This window comes from Escherichia sp. E10V5 (genome assembly GCF_004212315.1).
GTDB lineage: Bacteria > Pseudomonadota > Gammaproteobacteria > Enterobacterales > Enterobacteriaceae > Escherichia.
In genome coordinates, this window is the sequence record NZ_RHJM01000009.1 from 424,959 (window position 1) to 445,222 (window position 20,264).

A 20,264-nucleotide genomic window follows, 5' to 3' on the forward strand; every position below is an offset into this window, starting at 1 on the left:
CGGTCAAGCTTTCACCGCAAAGGTATTTAAAAGGTATTGTTAAGTGGTATTGTCAGCGCGTACCTTACATTACCTGTCATGAAGGAATTAAAAGATGAAAACAACAGCAAAGCTGTCGTTCATGATGTTTGTTGAATGGTTTATCTGGGGCGCGTGGTTTGTGCCATTGTGGCTGTGGTTAAGTAAAAGCGGTTTCAGTGCCGGAGAAATTGGCTGGTCCTATGCATGTACCGCCATTGCGGCGATTCTGTCGCCTATTCTGGTTGGCTCCATCACTGACCGCTTTTTCTCGGCGCAGAAAGTGCTGGCGGTATTGATGTTCGCCGGTGCGGTGCTGATGTATTTCGCCGCGCAACAGACCACCTTTGCCGGGTTCTTCCCGTTACTGCTGGCCTACTCGCTAACTTATATGCCGACCATTGCGCTGACTAACAGCATCGCGTTTGCTAACGTGCCGGATGTGGAGCGTGATTTTCCGCGCATTCGCGTACTGGGGACTATCGGCTGGATTGCCTCTGGCCTGGTCTGCGGATTCTTGCCTCAGATGCTGGGATATGACGATATCTCACCGACCAATATTCCGCTGTTAATTACCGCAGGAAGCTCCGCATTGCTCGGTGCGTTTGCCTTATTCCTGCCAGACACGCCGCCAAAAAGCACCGGCAAAATGGACATTAAAGTCATGCTCGGCCTGGATGCGCTGATCCCGCTGCGCGATAAAAATTTCCTCGTCTTTTTCTTCTGTTCATTCCTGTTTGCGATGCCACTGGCGTTCTATTACATCTTTGCCAACGGTTATCTGACTGAAGTCGGCATGAAAAACGCCACTGGCTGGATGACGCTCGGCCAGTTCTCTGAAATCTTCTTTATGCTGGCATTGCCGTTTTTCACCAAACGCTTTGGTATCAAAAAGGTATTATTGCTTGGTCTGGTCACCGCCGCGATCCGCTATGGCTTCTTTATTTATGGCAGCGCGGATGAATATTTTACCTACGCGTTACTGTTCCTCGGCATTTTGCTGCACGGCGTAAGCTACGATTTTTACTACGTTACCGCCTACATCTATGTCGATAAAAAAGCGCCCGTGCATATGCGTACCGCCGCGCAGGGGCTGATTACGCTCTGCTGCCAGGGCTTCGGCAGTTTGCTCGGTTATCGTCTTGGCGGCGTGATGATGGAGAAGATGTTTGCTTATCAGGAACCGGTAAACGGGCTGACCTTCAACTGGGCCGGGATGTGGACTTTTGGCGCGGTGATGATTGCCATTATCGCCGTGCTGTTCATGATTTTTTTCCGCGAATCCGACAGCGAAATTACGGCTATCAAGGTCGATGATCGCGATATTGCGTTGACACAAGGGGAAGTTAAATGAAAACAGAACGTATTCTCGGTGCTCTTTACGGGCAGGCGTTAGGGGATGCGATGGGGATGCCCTCTGAGCTTTGGCCACGCAGCCGCGTTAAAGCACACTTTGGCTGGATTGACCGTTTTCTGCCTGGACCAAAGGAGAATAACGCGGCCTGTTATTTTAACCGCGCCGAATTCACCGACGATACCTCGATGGCGCTGTGTCTGGCGGATGCGTTGCTGGAACGTGAAGGCGAGATCGATCCGGATCTGATTGGGCGTAATATTCTCAACTGGGCGCTGCGTTTCAACGCCTTTAACAAAAACGTGCTTGGCCCAACCTCGAAGATTGCTCTCAACGCCATTCGCGACGGTAAACCCGTTGCAGAACTGGAAAACAACGGCGTGACTAACGGTGCGGCGATGCGCGTCTCACCATTGGGGTGTTTACTTCCGGCACGCAATGTTGATTCCTTTATTGATGATGTGGCGCTGGCGTCCAGCCCGACTCATAAATCCGATCTGGCGATTGCGGGGGCGGTGGTTATTGCATGGGCGATTTCTCGTGCCATTGACGGCGAAAGCTGGTCAGCGATTGTTGATTCTCTACCCTCGATTGCGCGACATGCTCAACAAAAACGCATCACCACATTCAGCGCCTCACTGGCGGCACGTCTGGAGATTGCGCTGAAAATTGTGCGCAATGCCGATGGCACCGAATCCGCCAGCGAACAGCTTTACCAGGTCGTTGGCGCAGGCACCAGCACCATTGAGTCCGTGCCGTGCGCCATTGCGCTGGTTGAACTGGCACAAACCGATCCGAACCGTTGCGCCGTCCTGTGCGCCAATCTTGGCGGCGACACAGACACCATCGGCGCCATGGCGACGGCAATTTGCGGCGCGTTGCATGGCGTTAACGCTATCGATCCTGCATTAAAGGCGGAACTGGATGCGGTAAATCAGCTTGATTTCAACCGCTATGCCACAGAGCTGGCGAAGTATCGCCAACAACGGGAGGCGGTATGAGCGGCGCTCGATTACACACGCTGCTGCCTGAATTAACCACGCGTCAGCCGGTTATGGTGATTGGCGCGGCGGTCATTGATGTGATCGCCGACGCTTACGCCCTGCCCTGGCGCGGGTGCGATATCGAGCTGAAACAGCAGAGCGTTAACGTTGGCGGCTGCGCACTGAATATTGCCGTGGCGTTAAAGCGCCTCGGCATCGAAGCGGGTAATGCCCTGCCGCTCGGTCAGGGGGTGTGGGCGGAGATTATTCGCAACCGGATGGCGAAAGAGGGGTTAATCAGCCTGATCGATAACGCCGAAGGCGATAACGGATGGTGTCTGGCGCTGGTTGAGCCGGATGGTGAACGCACGTTTATGTCGTTCAGTGGTGTGGAAAATCAGTGGAATCGCCAATGGCTGGCGCGATTAACCGTTGCGCCTGGCAGCCTGCTCTATTTTTCCGGTTATCAACTGGCCTCGCCCTGCGGCGAATTGTTAGTGGAATGGCTGGAAGGGCTGAAAAACGTGACGCCGTTTATCGATTTTGGCCCACGTATTGGCGATATCCCGGATGCATTACTTGCGCGGATCATGGCCTGTCGACCTTTAGTGTCACTCAATCGTCAAGAGGCTGAGATTGCCGCCGAACGTTTTGCTTTATCCGCAGAGATAACAACGCTTGGCAAGCAATGGCAGGAGAAATTTGTCGCGCCGTTGATCGTCCGTCTCGATAAAGAAGGCGCATGGTATTTCAGCAACAACGCTTCTGGCTGCGTTCCGGCATATCCAACGCAAGTTGTAGACACCATTGGTGCAGGCGACAGTCATGCAGGTGGCGTACTTGCCGGACTGGCCTCTGGTCTGCCACTGGCGGATGCCGTATTACTGGGCAATGCAGTGGCGTCGTGGGTTGTCGGGCATCGCGGCGGTGATTGTGCGCCAACGCGCGAGGAACTACTCCTCGCACACAAAAACGTATAGATCGCTGCGACAGTGGCTGATGCTGTACTCAATAGGCCGTTGCTGTTGGTCAAGTGCCACTTGCTTGATCACCAGCACCGGTATTTTGCTATCTAACTGAATATGTGACTGAAACTCAGCATCCGGCATTCGGGCGCTAACACGGGAACGGGTACGCTTAGGAAAAATATGCTGACTGCGGAAGTAGTCATAAAGAGAAATCCCGATGGCATCAACATCATGAATTAAATGCGCCGGAACCCACGATTCCTCAATGGATACCGCGTCTTCATCGACATAACGAATACGCTTCAATAAAAAGACATCACTTCCCGCTTCGACCGCCAGCTGCTGTGCGACTTCTTCAGGACATTTCACGACACGCTTGTGAACCCATAGCGTATCGGGCTTTTTCCCGCGCAACACCACCTGTTGAGAAAATCCTCGCGCTTCTTTCAACGAGTATTCAAAGATGTTGTTGATCTGCGTGCCGTAGCCACGCGAACGCGTCACCACGCCCTCTTCTTCCAGCGCCTGCATCGCCTTGCGCACCGTAATACGCGAAACGCCGGTTAACTGACTTAAATCACGCTCGCCGGGTAAAATATTGCCATGTTCCAGCACCCCGCTGCGCACGGCATTTTTTACCGTTTCGGCAAACTTAATATAAAGCGGCGTGTTGTCCGCCGCTAAAATACGCTCATTCAGTTGAGCGATAAGCTGGGTATGCGCTTGTTCCATTTGTCTTTTTCCTGCCGGGGAGTCTGGTAGGAGTATATCACTGCTGGTTATTTAAGGCGTTTCTTTAATGCCATCAACGAAAGCCTGCAACTCCTCCGCCTTGCCATTAAACACATTAAAATCCACCGGACCATTAATGCCATCTACCTGTCCACGGTCGGAATGCTGCCAGAAGCGCCAGGCCATGCCGTCATTGTCCGGGCGACGTTGGTAGTAGTGCGCTACCCACCACGGATACTCATTGAAATAGCCCGCCAGGTTCGTGTGATAAAACACGGCTCCGGAGTAAATAATCGGCTTTTTTCCCGTGCTTTTTTCGACCATTTTTAGCCACTGACTTACCCGCTTGCGCAATTCTTTTGCCGATAATTTTCCTCGCTCTTCTACGTCCAGCACGGCAGGGAAATCGCCGTGGGCAAAATCCACCGTTTGCAGAAATAATCTGGCCTGAACTGAAGCGGATACCGACGGAGAAAAATAGTGATACGCCCCACGCAGCAGGCCATTTTCACGGCTTCTTTGCCAGTTGCGCGAAAAATACGGGTCAACCAGCTTTTCACCTTCCGTAGCCTTAATAAAAGCAAACTGTAAGCGGATACCGTTGTCGCGCATTTTTGCGACACGCTGCCAGTCGATCCGCTCCTGCCAGCGTGAAACATCAATACCATGAATGGTGTAATTGGCAGGAATGCGAATAGCAAAAGATTTGACCGGGCGATAACCATAAAAGTGGATGTAGTCTTTAATCTGAATTGCTGTCGAATAGAAAAAATTCACCGTCTGACGGGGATGAATCGCAACGATGGAAATTAGCCCCAGAGCGCATATCAAAGCGGTGAATTTTTTTCGACTGGCGATTCTTAGCTGCATTGGTTTCATCCCTGAATTTCAGCGCGAAAAAGCTGAAAAATGCCAAAGCAGCTATACTACGGTGCTCACCACCAGGCGTGAAAGTGGTGAACCGGACCAATCCCGTGGCCAACTTCCAGCGTGTCTGCCTGCGCTAACGCCGCAGAAAGCCAGCTTTTTGCCTCCAGTACGGTGTCAGCCCAGTTTGTATGGCGCGGGCTTAGTGCAGCCAGCGCCGCAGAGAGCGTACAACCGGTGCCGTGGGTGTTTTTGGTCATAATACGCGGTGCGGTAAACCGTTGTTCACCTTCGCGGGTAAACAGCCAGTCCGGGCTTTGCTCGTCATCCAGATGACCGCCTTTCATCAGCACTGCACCGCAGCCCATCGCCAATAATTCACGTCCCTGTTCCAGCATTTCCTGTTCGTTACGCGCGTGTGGCGCATCGAGCAAGGCGGCAGCTTCGGGCAAGTTTGGCGTTATTAATGAAACCAGTGGCAATAATCGACCGCGCAGCGTGGCAACCGCCGAAGGTGAAAGCAGCGGCTCGCCACTTTTTGCCAGCATAACGGTGTCGAGTACCACGTTTTGGATCTGATAACGTTGCAGCCGTTCTGCCACCGCTTCAACAATATCGGTTTCCGCCAACATACCAATTTTAGTGGTGTCGATTCGCACATCGCTGAACACCGAATCGAGCTGGGCGGCGACAAAATCAGGCTCAATGCGATACACCGACTGTACGCCACGGGTATTTTGCGCCACCAGTGCAGTAATAACTGAGCAACCATAAGCGCCAAGTGCCGAGAAGGTTTTAAGATCGGCCTGAATCCCCGCACCACCACTCGGATCAGTACCGGCAATCGTCAGAGCGTTAATCCGTTTCATGCCTGCACCTCCTGCGTCAGCTGCCAGAGCGCGTCAAGGAAATGTGGAACAAAACTACCCGGCCCCTCGCTTCTGGCGACTGCGCGTTCTCCCGCTTGTTTCATCCAGTGACAGGTAGATGCGACATTTTCCAGCGTATCACCCGGTAATGCACAACTGGCGGCGACGACTGCCGATAATGCACAGCCAGTTCCTACCACTTTGGTCATTAACGGATCGCCGCCGTGAATGCCAACGGTGCGACGACCATCGGTAACATAATCTACTTCGCCAGTGACCACGACGACTGCGCCAGTTTCCCGTGCCAGAGTTTGTGCGGCGGGCAACGCGTTAGCTGCGGCGTCAGTGGTATCCACTCCCCGTCCGCCATTAGCAATGCCAGCTAATGCCATGATTTCCGAAGCATTACCGCGTATCGCTGCCGGTTTAAAAGATAAAAGTTCATGACAAAAATGGCGGCGATAATCGAGCGCACCAACCGCAACCGGATCAAGCGTCCAGGGCGTTTGTGATCGTGTTGCCTGCTCAACGGCGGCACGCATCGCCTGCGCGCGTGGCTGCGTCAGTGTGCCAACGTTAATCAACAAGGCACTGGCGATGGCCGCAAACTGACTGGCCTCTTCGGCTTCGATAACCATCGCTGGCGATGCACCGAGTGCCAGCAAGGTATTGGCAGTAAAGGTTTGCACCACATCATTGGTCATGCAGTGCACAAGGGGAGAGTGTTGGTGAAAGAGGTGTAACGCGTGCGCAGATTGCGCGGAACTCAGCAGGTCGACTTGCATAGTTTGCTCCTGCCATAACGTGAAGAAGCAATGACCTGATGGTCTGTGACTTCCCTACGCTGGCATTATCCAGATCAGGTGATACGGGTATTTCTCAGCCTTCACAAAGAAGGGCACCCCGAGTCGTTTGGTTGCGATGATAAATCGCAGAGGAGGATGGTAATGTCCAGCGCACGTGTTGTAAACGAGGAAAAACCGCAGTTTTACAATCGCGTTAATAAATTATTTGATATAAGAATCCAGCACCTTCAGAACGACATCCAGATCTTCTTCACGTTTTAGCTCATCCCCCTGGTGAACGATGTGTTCCGTCAGATGACCTTTAATCACTTCCCGCATCAGACCGTTTACCGCGCCACGGATAGCAGCAATCTGTTGTAAAACTGCAGCGCATTCATGCGGTTCGTCGAGCATTTTCTTGAGCGCCACGACCTGGCCCTGAATCTTACTGGCACGCGCTTTCAGTTTCTGTTTATCACGGATTGTATGAGACATGGCAACACCTGGTTAACAAGAACATGAAAAATCATAGCACTATTAATCTACTGGGGGGTAGTATCAGGTACTGGGGGGGAGTAGAATCAGATTGCCGAATTAATACTAAGAATTATTATCATGACCGAATTTACCACTCTTCTTCAGCAAGGTAACGCCTGGTTCTTCATCCCTAGCGCCATCTTACTTGGTGCGCTTCATGGCCTGGAACCAGGGCACTCAAAAACGATGATGGCGGCGTTTATCATCGCCATTAAAGGCACCATTAAACAGGCGGTGATGCTTGGACTGGCGGCAACCATTTCGCATACGGCAGTAGTCTGGTTGATTGCTTTTGGTGGGATGGTGATCAGCAAACGCTTTACTGCTCAGTCAGCGGAGCCGTGGCTTCAGTTGATTTCCGCGGTGATCATTATTGGCACCGCTTTCTGGATGTTCTGGCGTACCTGGCGCGGCGAACGCAACTGGCTGGAGGATATGCACGGGCATGATCATGAGCATCATCACGACCACGAACATCATCATCACGAACATGGTCAGAGTGACGAGTATCAGGATGCTCATGCGCTGGCCCATGCCAGTGACATTAAACGACGCTTTGATGGTAGAGAGGTCACCAACTGGCAAATTTTGCTGTTTGGCTTAACCGGCGGGCTTATCCCCTGCCCCGCAGCGATAACAGTACTGTTGATTTGTATTCAGTTGAAAGCCCTCACGCTGGGAGCAACGCTGGTCGTCAGTTTCAGCATCGGCCTGGCATTAACGCTGGTAACAGTAGGCGTTGGGGCGGCAATCAGTGTTCAACAAGTTGCAAAACGCTGGAGCGGATTTAACACTCTCGCTAAACGCGCCCCCTATTTTTCCAGTCTGTTAATTGGTTTAGTCGGGTTGTATATGGGAGTGCATGGTTTTATGGGTATTATGAGATAAAACAAACACCTGGGCTTCGTTATCCCTTTAGCCCAGGATGATTCTTAAATCAGCTTATTCCGCTCACTTCTCGCTCAATGAGGATGCTTTTGCTGCATCCTTTCATTTACACTTTTTACGAAATCATGGGATCACTAACAAAATATCTCTTGTCGGTTATATTGTATGGCAGGAAAGATATGCGACTGATTTTACTGATCCCCAAAGTGGAGAGTATATGACCATAAAAAATAAGATGTTGCTGGGTGCGTTTTTGCTGGTAACCAGCGCAGCATGGGCCGCACCAGCCACCGCGGGTTCGACCAATGCCTCGGGAATTTCGAAGTATGAGTTAAGCAGTTTCATTGCTGACTTCAAGCATTTCAAACCAGGTGACACCGTACCAGAAATGTACCGTACCGATGAGTACAACATTAAGCAGTGGCAGTTGCGTAACCTGCCCGCACCTGACGCCGGAACCCACTGGACCTATATGGGCGGTGCATATGTGCTGATCAATGATACCGACGGAAAAATCATTAAAGCCTACGACGGTGAGATTTTTTATCATCGCTAAAAAAAGCCCCCTCGGAGAGAGGGGGAAATGCAGACACCTTATTATTTTTTATTATTAGCCACTTGCTCGTCTTACTTGTTATTAGTCGTATTTCACGTTGATTAATGCAGTTGCCTGTAGTGCGCCAGATTTTACTTTATTTTTATCATAAACATAGTAGCTGGCAGTTACCGGAATTGAGACCGTTGTATCTGTAATTTTTGACTTCGCCGCAATTTCTTTTAAATTTGTGTATCCTTTACTGCTGTCAGTGATATTTAAAAATGTGACTGGCGAACCATTACTTTCAAGAATAAATCCTACACCATTATCTTCCGCACCTTTAAGGATCGTGTTACTACTGCCCAACAAATCAGAACTTGATAAATACACCTGCATTTTCCGTGATGTTTGATTCTGTTGGCCTAATAAATTTTTACAACGCAGAACAATATTCCCTTTGTTACTGTTAATTGATGTTTTATTGCCAGCTTCTGGTAGTTGTGAAACAGGTATACTCTCTAAAGCAATTAATAAATCATCAGGTTTGCAGGTTGTGTTTAACGGGTTGTATGACAATGTCAGATTAAAGGAATAGACACCTGCATTTTGGGCCAAGGCATTTCTGTAGCTATTTACACATGCATCCCATGACTTCCCACCTAATAAACACAGTAAAAATTGTACTGCGGCACTCCCACGCGTTGTTGAGGAAGCACTGGATAATGTCGCGACTCCATTAATCATCACTGAACCGCCGCCCCCCGCAGAAACATTCACTTTTGCATTACTGGTCGCAGGTGTCACCGTTACCGAATAACCACTGGTGAAACTGGTCTGGTTATTTGACAACGTGATGTTGTTTTTGTTGGTCCATTCAAAATGTAAATTTAATTTAATGGTATCGTTATAAAGCCCAACAATAATATCCGACGGACTCATGGGAGTGATAGTATTTGTACTCACGCATGACGAATCATTAAAATTATGCTCATATGTCGCCGTTTGTGTTTGAGTAAGTGCAAAATCCCCCTGAACAACCAAATTGTGCTGCACGGATAGTTCACCATAACATGCCGCATAGCTCACGGGGATAACCATCATCATTAATATAAATAGCATTATACGAATTTTCATAGAACCACCTGACTATTACTGGCAAATATAATTTCTACTTTCATCAATCTCTTTACCGAAGGTGATTGTGCATGAAAGCCCTTGTTGCTTATCAATTGCCACATTAACCGATGGCGGTACGTCATTAGTACGAATAAATATCTGACTTCCCTGGCCGACAACACCAATATTGTGACCGTGGATATCATTGACTTCATAACCAAACGTTAATGGTTGCCCATCCGCTCTTGACGCTTTTATAAACCAGGGCTTGCGCTGATCGGTATCAAAATTAACCAATACAACCGCGCCGCGATAAGGTGCGGCAATTTTCCGGTTACCGCGCAATTCTGCTTCGCTATCGCTTTGCGACACATCCAGCATCAGGTGATTTTCCCGATAAGGTGTCATTCCGTCGTATACCACCACTCCATTACGGTTTGTTGTGCGATATTTTTGCCCATTGACATAAGCATCTTTAATTCCTGGCGCCTTCATCACAGCAAACGTTTCGGAAAGACAGTTCGCCAGATTAACGCCACCCGACCAGGCGACAATGCCCCCTGAAACACTGGCTCCAGCCTGTCGATAAGTACTCGACTGACTATAGCTGCCATTCACTGTTGCCACCGGCGCGTTCCAGGTTAAATTCGCTCCAGCTGTCGTTTCATTTCCCTGGTGTTGATGGCTCAAGTTGATCCCATAGTTAAACTGATCGCGATTACCAACGGTTCCCGATAATCCGGTATTATTTGAGGAAAAACCCTGATCATCAAAGGTCGTTGAGTTAGACATATATATTTGCCGCCGCGACGTCGTAACGTCATCACCCCAGTCAAAGGGAATCGATATAAAAATATTAAAACGTTTCTCTTCGGCGTGGTTCTCGTCATACGCCTGACTTGCCGCGAGGGTATAGCTTATCCGCCGCCAGTTATTGGAATAACTCAGTTGATAATCTTTACTACTGCCACTGCGCCCCCAGTAATCACGCCATAAAGTACTTAATGACACAGATCCCCAGCCTTCTGGCATTGACTGACTCATATTAGCGGAAAAGCTATTTTTGCGACCAAAATCATTCTGGTAATAATCGGCAATGTCATAGACATCATTTTTATCACGACGATAATTATCTTTATTATTTGCCCACACATAATCGTTAAACGTCCGGTAATCACGCGACGAATAACGCCAGGCCGCCAGACCAAAACGCGTCGACGTTTGGCTCACAAATTTGTTGTAGGCAATTTGATAACTTTGCCCGTCAAACACATCACCATTGTCTTGTTTACTGTGCGATTTAGTTGCATCGACTGAAATTGCGCCAATGCGCGTGTTCCAACCTGTTCCGAGGGTAAACGCATAGTAATTATTAGCAACCATCGTGCCGCCATACAGCGTCAATAAATTATTAAAACCATACTGATAACCTGCCTGGACAAAATCACTTTGCTTGCTCGCACCTTCAATATGACTACGGCCCGCCGCAAAATCATATTTTGATACGCCAGGTTGCAGCATATTAGGTACTGCCGCATAATGCACCAGATATGTAGTAACTGAACCATCGGCTTCCTTAACACTCACATCAAGATCCGCACCTCCGCCCGCTAACTGCAAATCACTAATCGAAAACGGGCCAGGTGGAACCTCTTTCTGATAAACGACAAAACCGTTCTGTTCAATAGTTACCAACGCGTTACTCTGGGCAATCCCCTGTACCCGAGGGGTAAAATTTTGCCTCGAGTTTGGCAACATCTGCATATCACGAAATAAGCGAACCCCGTTGAAGCGAACGGAATCAAATATATCGGCTGACGTGTACATATCACCAATACGCAGCGTACCGAGAATTTGAGAAAATCCACGTTCCAGATACAGTGTGTTGCTCTTCCACTCCCCTGGATTATTATCCGTTTTGCTAAAACTGGCATCAGAATGCAGCTGCCATCCCAGCAAATTTAGCCCACTGTTAAAACGCACATAGGTACTCTTACTATTACCCGAGGCTTTATAGTCACTGTAATACTGACTTACATAATAAGACGTATAAAACGCATTAATTCCCCGTTCCCAGTTTTCTGGCGGAACGTAACCATTTTCCAGTTCTTCGACCCAGGCTTGCGGGACAGCAAGATCCAAACGAAAAATTCCAATATCCCAGGCGTAGCTTCCACCCTGTACAAGTTGCTCAAATGTTAAACATTGTTTGTCGCGTGCAAAATTATCGCTATTTATACCTAACCGTTTGACTATTTCACGCGTCAGGCAAGTTTCATCTGGGTTATCTTTTACGATAATCTCATATTTTCCACGCCATTGCTTATTGACATAAATATCAATGTCGTACTGGCCCGGTAAAGGCTGATTATCATCAAGACGCAAATTTGTTACTTGCTCACCTTTCATTCCTCCCATCATAAAATGGGTGTCAAAGGTTTCTTCTGTTGCATGTGCTTCAATGCCGAGCAATAACGCGACTATTGCTGATGCAAGCGGGGTCATTCTCAACATAGGAAGCTCCTGCAATTAAATTTTGTCACTAATATAGTTGCCGTGATCATCGATAATGGTCAGTTGCCAGCCATCCGTATTATTATTTTTTACACTGACATTCTGACTTTCTAGTGGTGCAATCATGATAGTTTCATAATTCACTTTGACATTATTAGCTTTAACGTCAGAAATCGTTACCCAATTTGGCGAGTCATTTTTTATGACTACGTTATTACCGCTACGACTCACCCGCAATTTTTTAAAGGTCGTTTTATTTACTGGGGCAACACCTGCAGGTCGGTAAAACAACTTGATTCTGTTTTGCATGGCAAATTTTAACGCATTCTTTCCTTCATCTTCTGGGCTATTCGGTGGAATATCCAGAACGTTTAGATAGAAAATACTCTCCTTATTAACAGGTAATTTATTAGGCATGATTTTAATTTTTATTTGTTGCCCAGAATTGGCCGCTACTTTCACTACTGGTGGCGTTAACATGAAAGGAACCTGAATCTTTTCTGGCGGCAGAGACGTGTCACCATCATCAATCCACGTCTGCACCAGCGAAGAGCGGTTTCCCTGATTCATCAGTTGTACCATGACTTCTTTCTGCTCTGCCGGGTAAATGATACGTGTCCCGAAAATAACCATTCCGGCATGCGCAGGAAATATCATAGAAGAGATGAGTAAAGATAATAATCCTTTCATCTTAATGCCTCTTATATTTATTCTGACCACCATGAACATGGCGGCCATTTTAATTTGCTGAAAAAATAAGATGATTATTTTAAATGTTTAATCCTGGGCAACACGCATAACCAATGAAGAGTTAACAGTACCAGATGCAACACTACTGTCAGTCAACTTCAGATATTTTGCCTTAAACGGTATGGCATATTGTCCATCAGCAGTTTTATAACTTTCAATATTAAACGGTGCGGAAATATCCAGTACGTCACTACTATCACCCAAATAGAGATAGTATCCAACGGTGTCATTACTACTGGATATCGCCTTATCATTACCAAGAATTTTCTCGTTGGTGATCAATGAAAGTTTTACGCCATCAATAGTCTTCGGACAAGAAATTTTCAGCATACTGCTGGTTACACCAACCGCGTTATCATAAGTTGAATATTTCGCTTTACCATCAAATACAGTGGTTGGTACAGTCGGCATATTAATACTGACTGAATCACCACCAGCGACAAATGTACATGGAGATTCAGCAATATTACCTTTAATGGTTAAAGTTCCGGTATCTACTTCAGCAGCGAAAATACCAGCACTCATAAATACAGAAGATAAGACAGCGGCAGCAATAATTGAATTTTTCATGATGCATTCCTTAATAGGTTTATTTTGTTTTGTTAAGAGTCTGTATCTCTTGGAAACAAATTTCTCACACCCAAAAGGTTGCCGCAATGTAAACATATTGTTTTGTTGATTTAAAACAAATTAACTAATGCAATATAATTACAACAAATAATTCGCTATAACAAACATTTTTGAAACTGATTAATTACCGCAAATTACCGTAAATAACATTTATTAAATAAATAAAAAAGCCAAAATCATTCACGAGAATGATTTTGGCTTTCTAAATATGCTTAAAACGGTGTTGCCAAATTAATCGTAACGATTTAACACGATTTTGCGTTTGTCATTATTACCCACAGCAACCACTTCTGTCGTAACGCCTTTTGCAGTAGAAGAAGCGCGATAGTTGGTTTCAACTCGTTGTACCAACCGCCCACAACGTTGCTGAAGATGATTATTAACAACATCCATACTGCATGTAGGGGAACTAATCCTGCCATTGATGGTTAATGTTGCAGTATCAGAAGAGAACGCGGGTGATGCTAGTCCATAAGCAAGAAAAAAAACTCCTGACAACCAATACTTATTCATTGAACGTTATCCCTGTAGTAAAGGTTATGCCGGGTAGATTGAGTGCATAACAAACTATAGCTGTACATCCGCTACACAGCCACGAGGGATGATAAAGAGACAGTGTTTGCACAATCAATCGCCTTTGTACAGTTTCGGACTAAGATCCACTGAATATTCGCAGCATTAAAAAAGGGGTTATTAAGGCTGCAAAAAAATTCACCGCATCAATTTAACATTGATGCAGTGAATGAAGAATAACCAGAAAGGTTAATACGCGTTATACGGCGCGAAAGGCAATCTCGCCAGGGATGACTTCGCCCTGCCAGTAGAGCTGGGCTGCAACACGGTCTGCCAGCTGGCGGTAGATAGCGGTAAATTCGCTCTCCGGACGGCTGATAACCGTTGGCGTGCCTTTATCGAGATCTTCACGTAAGGAGATGTGTAACGGCATCTGCCCCAGCAGTTGCGTGTGGTATTTCTCTGCCAGTTTCTCTGCGCCGCCAGTGCCGAAAATCGGCTCGTGGTGACCACAGTTACTGCAAATATGCACACTCATGTTCTCGACAATACCGAGCACAGGAACTTCGACCTTTTCAAACATCACGATGCCTTTTTTGGCATCAATCAGCGCGATATCCTGCGGGGTGGTGACCACGACAGCACCGGTTACCGGAATGTTCTGCGCCAGCGTCAGCTGAATGTCACCAGTTCCTGGCGGCATGTCGAGCACCAGATAGTCGAGGTCTGGCCATAAGGTTTCTTGCAACATCTGCATTAGCGCCTTGCTGGCCATTGGACCCCGCCATACCATCGCATTGTCGTCAGTGACCAGATAACCAATTGAATTGGTTGCCAGGCCATGAGACATAATCGGTGCCATGTGAGTACCATCCGGCGAGGTTGGACGCTGATTTTCCGCCCCCAGCATGGTTGGGATTGATGGGCCGTAGATATCGGCATCCAGAATACCAACTTTCGCCCCTTCTGCCGCCAGTGCCAGCGCCAGGTTTACCGCCGTGGAGGATTTACCCACGCCGCCCTTACCGGAACTGACTGCAATAATGTTCTTCACGCCATTAATACCCGGCTGATTCTTCACGCGTTTCAGAGTGGCGATGTTATGCGACAATTTCCAGTCGATAGCTTTCGCCCCGGTGATACGCAGCAATTCGGCGCTACATTGCTCTTTTAACTCTTCAAACGCACTATGCCAGACAAACGGCATAACCAGTTCCACATGCAACGTGTCGTCCATCCAGGCAACATGGTGCAACGCTTTTAGCGTAGTGAGGTTATGCTTGAGGGTTGGGTGCTGAAAATTGGCCAGTGTCCCGGCGACCATTGCGCGCAGGGCTTCTGGTGATTTGGCCTGGGATTGTTCGTTCATCCCGACTCCTTATTTATAAAGATAACTTATCGCTATTAGTTTACCTGAAGTTAACAGCTAAGTACTTACCTAATAATGCATCATAAGATGCTTGCACAGGACTTACGTAACCATGCCCCATTTGGTACTATCTAAGCCCTTTTCACTACAAAGAAGTAATGCCTACTATGACTCAAGTCGCGAAGAAAATTCTGGTAACGTGCGCACTGCCGTACGCCAACGGCTCAATCCACCTCGGCCATATGCTGGAGCACATCCAGGCTGATGTCTGGGTCCGTTACCAGCGAATGCGCGGCCACGAGGTCAACTTCATCTGCGCCGACGATGCCCACGGTACGCCAATCATGCTGAAAGCCCAGCAACTTGGTATCACACCGGAGCAGATGATTGGCGAAATGAGTCAGGAGCATCAGACTGATTTCGCAGGCTTTAACATCAGCTACGACAATTACCACTCTACGCACAGCGAAGAGAACCGTCAGCTGTCGGAGCTTATATACAGCCGCCTGAAAGAGAACGGTTTTATTAAAAACCGCACCATCTCTCAACTGTACGATCCGGAAAAAGGCATGTTCCTGCCGGACCGTTTTGTAAAAGGCACCTGCCCGAAATGTAAATCACCGGATCAGTACGGCGATAACTGTGAAGTCTGCGGCGCAACATATAGCCCGACTGAATTGATCGAACCGAAATCGGTGGTTTCTGGCGCTACGCCGGTAATGCGTGATTCCGAACACTTCTTCTTTGATCTGCCCTCTTTCAGCGAAATGTTGCAGGCATGGACTCGCAGCGGCGCGTTGCAGGAGCAGGTGGCAAACAAAATGCAGGAATGGTTTGAATCCGGCCTGCAACAATGGGATATCTCCCGCGATGCGCCTTACTTCGGTTTTGAAATTCCGAACGCACCGGGCAAATACTTCTACGTCTGGCTGGACGCGCCGATTGGCTACATGGGTTCCTTCAAGAATCTGTGCGACAAACGCGGCGATACCGTAAGCTTCGATGAATACTGGAAGAAAGACTCCACCGCCGAGCTGTACCACTTCATCGGTAAAGATATCGTTTACTTCCACAGCCTGTTCTGGCCAGCCATGCTGGAAGGCAGCAACTTCCGTAAGCCGACCAACCTGTTTGTTCACGGCTATGTGACGGTGAACGGCGCGAAGATGTCCAAGTCTCGCGGCACCTTTATTAAAGCCAGCACCTGGCTGAATCATTTTGACGCTGACAGCCTGCGTTACTACTACACGGCAAAACTCTCTTCGCGCATTGATGATATCGACCTGAATCTGGAAGATTTTGTTCAGCGTGTGAATGCCGATATCGTGAACAAAGTGGTTAACCTGGCATCCCGTAACGCTGGCTTTATCAACAAGCGTTTTGACGGTGTGCTGGCAAGCGAACTGGCTGACCCGCAGCTGTATAAAACCTTCATTGATGCCGCTGAAGTGATTGGTGAAGCGTGGGAAAGCCGCGAATTTGGTAAAGCAGTGCGCGAAATCATGGCGCTGGCTGACCTGGCTAACCGCTATGTCGATGAACAGGCTCCGTGGGTAGTCGCAAAACAGGAAGGTCGCGATGCTGACCTGCAGGCGATTTGCTCAATGGGCATTAACCTGTTCCGTGTGCTGATGACATATCTGAAGCCGGTTCTGCCGAAACTGACTGAACGTGCAGAAGCATTCCTGAATACGGAACTGACCTGGGATGGTATCCAGCAACCGCTGCTGGGCCATAAAGTGAATCCGTTCAAGGCGCTGTATAACCGCATCGACATGAAACAGGTTGAAGCACTGGTGGAAGCATCCAAAGAGGAAGTAAAAGCCACTGCTGCACCAGTTACTGGCCCGCTGGCAGACGATCCGATTCAGGAAACCATCACCTTTGACGACTTCGCCAAAGTTGACCTGCGCGTGGCGCTGATTGAAAACGCAGAGTTTGTTGAAGGTTCTGACAAACTGCTGCGCCTGACGCTGGATCTCGGCGGCGAAAAACGTAATGTCTTCTCCGGCATTCGTTCTGCTTACCCGGATCCGCAGGCACTGATCGGGCGTCACACCATTATGGTGGCCAACCTGGCACCACGTAAAATGCGCTTCGGTATCTCTGAAGGCATGGTGATGGCTGCCGGTCCTGGCGGGAAAGATATCTTCCTGTTAAGCCCGGATGCTGGTGCTAAACCGGGTCATCAGGTGAAATAATCCCCCTTCAAGGCGCTGCATCGACAGCGCCTTTTCTTTATAAATTCCTAAAGTTGTTTTCTTGCGATTTTGTCTCTCTCTAACCCGCATAAATACTGGTAGCATCTGCATTCAACTGGATAAAATTACAGGGATGCAGAATGAGACACTTTATCTATCAGGACGAAAAATCACATAAATTCTGGGCGGTGGAGCAGCAAGGCAACGAGTTGCATATCAGTTGGGGCAAAGTCGGCACCAACGGGCAAAGCCAGGTAAAAAGTTTTGCTGATGCTGCGTCGGCGGCAAAAGCGGAACTAAAGCTTATCGCAGAGAAAACGAAAAAAGGCTATGTGGAAGGCGATTCGGCAAACGTATATATCCCTCCAGTCACCAAAGCCACTCCTGAAGTTAAAAGTCCCCCTGTGAGTCAAAATAAACGCCCATGGCTGGCTGATGATGCAGTCATTCCGGTCACTGACGATATTAATCGATTTGCTTTTCCACATCGCTCTCGCCCCAGGGAGATCAATTATCTGCACAAAGATGGTCAAATATGGCAGCGCATTGCGAATAACACCAGGGCATATGACCCCGACAATAATTACCGTGCTTATCCAGAAAACTGGCAGCAGGCTTTTGCTGAGTTACAAATGCGAGTTCAGGGTAATCAACAGACAGGGAGTGCGCAATCTGATGCAGCATTGCTCTGGAGTTTCTGGAATTTTAGCTCCACAGATGAACTGGTCGATGACTTAGTCATTCGCTGTGGTCTGGAAACTACCGTTGAAATTGCCCTTCTCGCTCTTCAACTTAGATATAAACCAGTAAAAGGCGCAGTAACCACCATCATTCCACCTAATCACAAAGCAGAATCGCTACCGCGTTGGCATCAACGTCTATGTCATCATCTTTCACTCGCTTCAGAAGATGAGTGGCAACGCTGTGTAGATAAAGTACTCGCGGCTATTCCCTCGCTATCCCAAGCACGGCAACCTTTTGCGGCGTTACTGCTCCCTGAACGCCCGGATATTGCCAATGCTATGGCTCTACGCTATGCAGACCAAAACGTTCCGGCGATGACCTGGTTAAGACTGGTGGTAACCGATGACGCCGCTCTGACTACAGCAGAAAAATACGACTTCCCACCGTTATCTCGTGATTTTCGCGCTTATCTGGCAATGTTGTTGGCAAATAATGGGGTGCGCGGTGTAAGCCGGATACTTCTTGAGTTAACGGAAGAGCATTCTGATAATCCCACTTATCTCTTCGAGCGCATCAGCGAGACTGAAGATCTTGTCAAATGGTTATGGAAAACGAATCACCCGGATGCGATTCAAATTCTGATCCTCGGTGTAGTTGGCAAGAAAAAGCACCTGGAATACCTAAGCAAAGCCTGTCAAAAGCATCCCGCTGCGGCTATTGCCGCTTATGCAACTTTGCTGGCTATACATGAAGATGCACAGTGGCGCAACGCACTTGTCAAACTGATTACCGCCACGCCAGAGTTGGTATGTGACGTCATTCCCAGGGTTAATGCTAAAGCGGCAGGCATCTTATCTGAATGTCGTCCGCAGCCAGTCGCTGAAAAATGTGAATACGCCACTGTGGATATGTTGCCGGAGCTGCTTGTCGCTCCACCGTGGGTAATAAATAAGAAAAAAAATGTCATACCCGTATTTAATTTACCGGTACTTCCCATTCCTGCCGTCACGGATATCACACCAGGAATTACAGAGTTAATCAGTCATACTGACATATCCAGATTCTATGAAATCGCGCAATATCAGGCATCACAGCAAACCTTATTTACCGACCTGCCACTAATTGAAAAAGAAAGCTGGGAGACATCTTTCATTCCTTTTACTCCAGAACAACAAATCCTTTGGCAATTAGGTTTTAATGAATGGCTGCATTGCGAAGATGACTTACATGAAAAAAAATATATACCGCAAAGCGCTGTTGATGCCTTGTTGCGCTTTGATTTTCCAGCACTAAAAGCTGAGTTTGCGAAATATCACAACAATGCCAACAAAAGCTGGAATCTATCTGCGCTTTGTTACTTACCGGGACAACAGGCGATTTCATTTCTCAACCAAATAATCATTGAGGAGCGATATTCAGGTGAGAAAGAGATTCTGGGGATTTTTGGCAGTACGGCCATTCCTGCGTTTATGACCTGCTTGCAACGAGATCATCAACGACTGTGGATATTCACCCTCTTTATTGGGGCCAGTGAACTAGCCTTACCAATGGCGCAGCGGTTACAGAAAAAAATGGCTTACAAGGATGCCGTTAATTGGCTGGCAAATAACCCGCGCCATGCCACCGCCGGGCTACTACCTTTGGCGCTGGGCAAACCGTGCCAAAATCGGGAATATGCCCGCCAGGCACTCCTCCTGCTAGTGAAATTAAACCAGCGAGAAACGATTGAGGAAATCGCCCAAGGATATAATCAACCTGATGTTTTAGCTGCGCTGGCAACATTATTTGATAGCGACCCACTGGAAGAATATCCTGCAAAAATCGCCCCACTGCCCCAATGCCGATCAGTTAAGGATCGGTTGACCGATCCTTAAACTGCGGCACTATAACGGCTTCCACAACAGGGAGCCGTTTTCTTATGCCACTTCTCAAGGATCGGCTCGATTTC

The 20,264-nt window shown here is 48.1% G+C and carries 17 protein-coding genes, 1 pseudogene and 1 riboswitch; of the genes and pseudogenes, 7 read left to right on the top strand and 11 right to left on the bottom strand.

The annotated features are described in order from the left end of the window. Positions 1-94 precede the first annotated feature (94 nt). Genes D9738_RS09085 through D9738_RS09095 form a run of 3 tightly spaced genes read left to right on the top strand, consistent with a single transcriptional unit; the run spans position 95 to position 3,335 of the window. Positions 95-1,372: a nucleoside permease gene (locus D9738_RS09085; protein WP_130260029.1), complete on the top strand. Its 1,278-nt coding sequence runs from the start codon at positions 95-97 to the stop codon at positions 1,370-1,372. Next, positions 1,369-2,373, top strand: a complete 1,005-nt coding sequence (locus D9738_RS09090; RefSeq protein WP_130260030.1) for an ADP-ribosylglycohydrolase family protein — start codon at positions 1,369-1,371, stop codon at positions 2,371-2,373. The genes D9738_RS09085 and D9738_RS09090 overlap by 4 nt, the downstream gene beginning before the upstream one ends. Then, a complete protein-coding gene (locus D9738_RS09095; RefSeq protein ID WP_130260031.1) occupies positions 2,370-3,335 on the top strand; it encodes a carbohydrate kinase family protein in 966 nt (321 codons plus the stop codon). Before D9738_RS09090 ends, D9738_RS09095 begins: the two co-directional genes overlap by 4 nt. On the opposite strand, the gene D9738_RS09100 is transcribed toward D9738_RS09095, so the two are convergent. The 5 genes from D9738_RS09100 to rcnR form a co-directional block, all read right to left on the bottom strand. Continuing rightward, positions 3,309-4,055, bottom strand: a complete 747-nt coding sequence (locus D9738_RS09100; RefSeq protein ID WP_130260032.1) for a GntR family transcriptional regulator — start codon at positions 4,053-4,055, stop codon at positions 3,309-3,311. The two genes, D9738_RS09095 and D9738_RS09100, sit on opposite strands and share 27 nt — an antisense overlap. 51 nt (positions 4,056-4,106) lie before the next feature. After that, a complete protein-coding gene (locus tag D9738_RS09105; protein ID WP_130206982.1) occupies positions 4,107-4,925 on the bottom strand; it encodes a glycoside hydrolase family 25 protein in 819 nt (272 codons plus the stop codon). A gap of 65 nt (positions 4,926-4,990) precedes the next feature. Continuing rightward, positions 4,991-5,791, bottom strand: a complete 801-nt coding sequence (gene thiD / locus D9738_RS09110) for a bifunctional hydroxymethylpyrimidine kinase/phosphomethylpyrimidine kinase (RefSeq protein ID WP_130260033.1) — start codon at positions 5,789-5,791, stop codon at positions 4,991-4,993. Continuing rightward, entirely contained in the window at positions 5,788-6,576 is a 789-nt protein-coding gene (thiM, locus tag D9738_RS09115; protein WP_130260034.1) for a hydroxyethylthiazole kinase, read from the bottom strand. The genes thiD and thiM overlap by 4 nt, the downstream gene beginning before the upstream one ends. A 34-nt stretch (positions 6,577-6,610) precedes the next feature. Beyond that, a riboswitch (TPP riboswitch) is annotated at positions 6,611-6,707 on the bottom strand. A gap of 91 nt (positions 6,708-6,798) precedes the next feature. Continuing rightward, a complete protein-coding gene (rcnR, locus tag D9738_RS09120; RefSeq protein WP_000019944.1) occupies positions 6,799-7,071 on the bottom strand; it encodes a Ni(II)/Co(II)-binding transcriptional repressor RcnR in 273 nt (90 codons plus the stop codon). Positions 7,072-7,191: 120 nt separating this feature from the next. On the opposite strand from rcnR, the gene rcnA reads away from it, so the two are divergent. Both rcnA and rcnB read left to right on the top strand, forming a co-directional pair. Beyond that, on the top strand, positions 7,192-8,001 hold the full coding sequence (gene rcnA, locus D9738_RS09125; RefSeq protein ID WP_130260035.1) for a nickel/cobalt efflux protein RcnA: 810 nt from the start codon (positions 7,192-7,194) through the stop codon (positions 7,999-8,001). A gap of 217 nt (positions 8,002-8,218) precedes the next feature. Beyond that, entirely contained in the window at positions 8,219-8,557 is a 339-nt protein-coding gene (rcnB, locus tag D9738_RS09130; RefSeq protein WP_130206990.1) for a Ni(II)/Co(II) efflux transporter accessory subunit RcnB, read from the top strand. 81 nt (positions 8,558-8,638) lie between these two features. Here rcnB and D9738_RS09135 read toward each other — a convergent pair whose 3' ends face one another. The 6 genes from D9738_RS09135 to apbC all read right to left on the bottom strand — a co-directional run bounded on the left by D9738_RS09135 (position 8,639) and on the right by apbC (position 15,431). Further along, complete coding sequence (locus D9738_RS09135; RefSeq protein ID WP_130260036.1) at positions 8,639-9,673, bottom strand: putative fimbrial-like adhesin protein; 1,035 nt, start codon at positions 9,671-9,673, stop codon at positions 8,639-8,641. A 15-nt stretch (positions 9,674-9,688) separates the two neighbouring features. Then, positions 9,689-12,169: a fimbrial biogenesis outer membrane usher protein gene (locus D9738_RS09140; protein ID WP_130260037.1), complete on the bottom strand. Its 2,481-nt coding sequence runs from the start codon at positions 12,167-12,169 to the stop codon at positions 9,689-9,691. 15 nt (positions 12,170-12,184) lie between these two features. Next, the gene (locus D9738_RS09145; RefSeq protein WP_130260038.1) at positions 12,185-12,859 is read right to left on the bottom strand and encodes a fimbria/pilus periplasmic chaperone; all 675 of its coding nucleotides are present in this window, start codon (positions 12,857-12,859) and stop codon (positions 12,185-12,187) included. A gap of 87 nt (positions 12,860-12,946) precedes the next feature. Next, entirely contained in the window at positions 12,947-13,489 is a 543-nt protein-coding gene (locus tag D9738_RS09150) for a fimbrial protein (protein WP_130206998.1), read from the bottom strand. Between the two features lie 291 nt (positions 13,490-13,780). Beyond that, entirely contained in the window at positions 13,781-14,062 is a 282-nt protein-coding gene (locus D9738_RS09155) for a DUF2574 family protein (RefSeq protein ID WP_130260039.1), read from the bottom strand. Between the two features lie 259 nt (positions 14,063-14,321). Then, positions 14,322-15,431 (bottom strand): iron-sulfur cluster carrier protein ApbC, encoded by a 1,110-nt coding sequence (gene apbC / locus D9738_RS09160; RefSeq protein WP_130207002.1) that lies wholly within the window; start codon positions 15,429-15,431, stop codon positions 14,322-14,324. Positions 15,432-15,598: 167 nt separating this feature from the next. Here apbC and metG point away from each other — a divergent pair, with 167 nt between their 5' ends. Together metG and D9738_RS09170 are read left to right on the top strand one after the other, a co-directional pair. Then, on the top strand, positions 15,599-17,632 hold the full coding sequence (gene metG, locus D9738_RS09165; protein WP_130260040.1) for a methionine--tRNA ligase: 2,034 nt from the start codon (positions 15,599-15,601) through the stop codon (positions 17,630-17,632). Between the two features lie 140 nt (positions 17,633-17,772). Next, positions 17,773-20,151 (top strand): annotated as a pseudogene (locus D9738_RS09170) (WGR domain-containing protein); the annotation flags it as partial. Positions 20,152-20,264 lie beyond the last annotated feature (113 nt).

Coding starts and splice junctions, on each gene's coding strand:
- D9738_RS09100 (WP_130260032.1), bottom strand. CDS start 4,055: ATGGAACAAGCGCATACCCAGCTTATCGCTCAACTGAATGAGCGTATT.
- D9738_RS09090 (WP_130260030.1), top strand. CDS start 1,369: ATGAAAACAGAACGTATTCTCGGTGCTCTTTACGGGCAGGCGTTAGGG.
- D9738_RS09105 (WP_130206982.1), bottom strand. CDS start 4,925: ATGCAGCTAAGAATCGCCAGTCGAAAAAAATTCACCGCTTTGATATGC.
- D9738_RS09150 (WP_130206998.1), bottom strand. CDS start 13,489: ATGAAAAATTCAATTATTGCTGCCGCTGTCTTATCTTCTGTATTTATG.
- rcnR (WP_000019944.1), bottom strand. CDS start 7,071: ATGTCTCATACAATCCGTGATAAACAGAAACTGAAAGCGCGTGCCAGT.
- D9738_RS09140 (WP_130260037.1), bottom strand. CDS start 12,169: ATGTTGAGAATGACCCCGCTTGCATCAGCAATAGTCGCGTTATTGCTC.
- D9738_RS09085 (WP_130260029.1), top strand. CDS start 95: ATGAAAACAACAGCAAAGCTGTCGTTCATGATGTTTGTTGAATGGTTT.
- metG (WP_130260040.1), top strand. CDS start 15,599: ATGACTCAAGTCGCGAAGAAAATTCTGGTAACGTGCGCACTGCCGTAC.
- rcnA (WP_130260035.1), top strand. CDS start 7,192: ATGACCGAATTTACCACTCTTCTTCAGCAAGGTAACGCCTGGTTCTTC.
- rcnB (WP_130206990.1), top strand. CDS start 8,219: ATGACCATAAAAAATAAGATGTTGCTGGGTGCGTTTTTGCTGGTAACC.
- thiD (WP_130260033.1), bottom strand. CDS start 5,791: ATGAAACGGATTAACGCTCTGACGATTGCCGGTACTGATCCGAGTGGT.
- D9738_RS09145 (WP_130260038.1), bottom strand. CDS start 12,859: ATGAAAGGATTATTATCTTTACTCATCTCTTCTATGATATTTCCTGCG.
- thiM (WP_130260034.1), bottom strand. CDS start 6,576: ATGCAAGTCGACCTGCTGAGTTCCGCGCAATCTGCGCACGCGTTACAC.
- D9738_RS09135 (WP_130260036.1), bottom strand. CDS start 9,673: ATGAAAATTCGTATAATGCTATTTATATTAATGATGATGGTTATCCCC.
- apbC (WP_130207002.1), bottom strand. CDS start 15,431: ATGAACGAACAATCCCAGGCCAAATCACCAGAAGCCCTGCGCGCAATG.
- D9738_RS09095 (WP_130260031.1), top strand. CDS start 2,370: ATGAGCGGCGCTCGATTACACACGCTGCTGCCTGAATTAACCACGCGT.
- D9738_RS09155 (WP_130260039.1), bottom strand. CDS start 14,062: ATGAATAAGTATTGGTTGTCAGGAGTTTTTTTTCTTGCTTATGGACTA.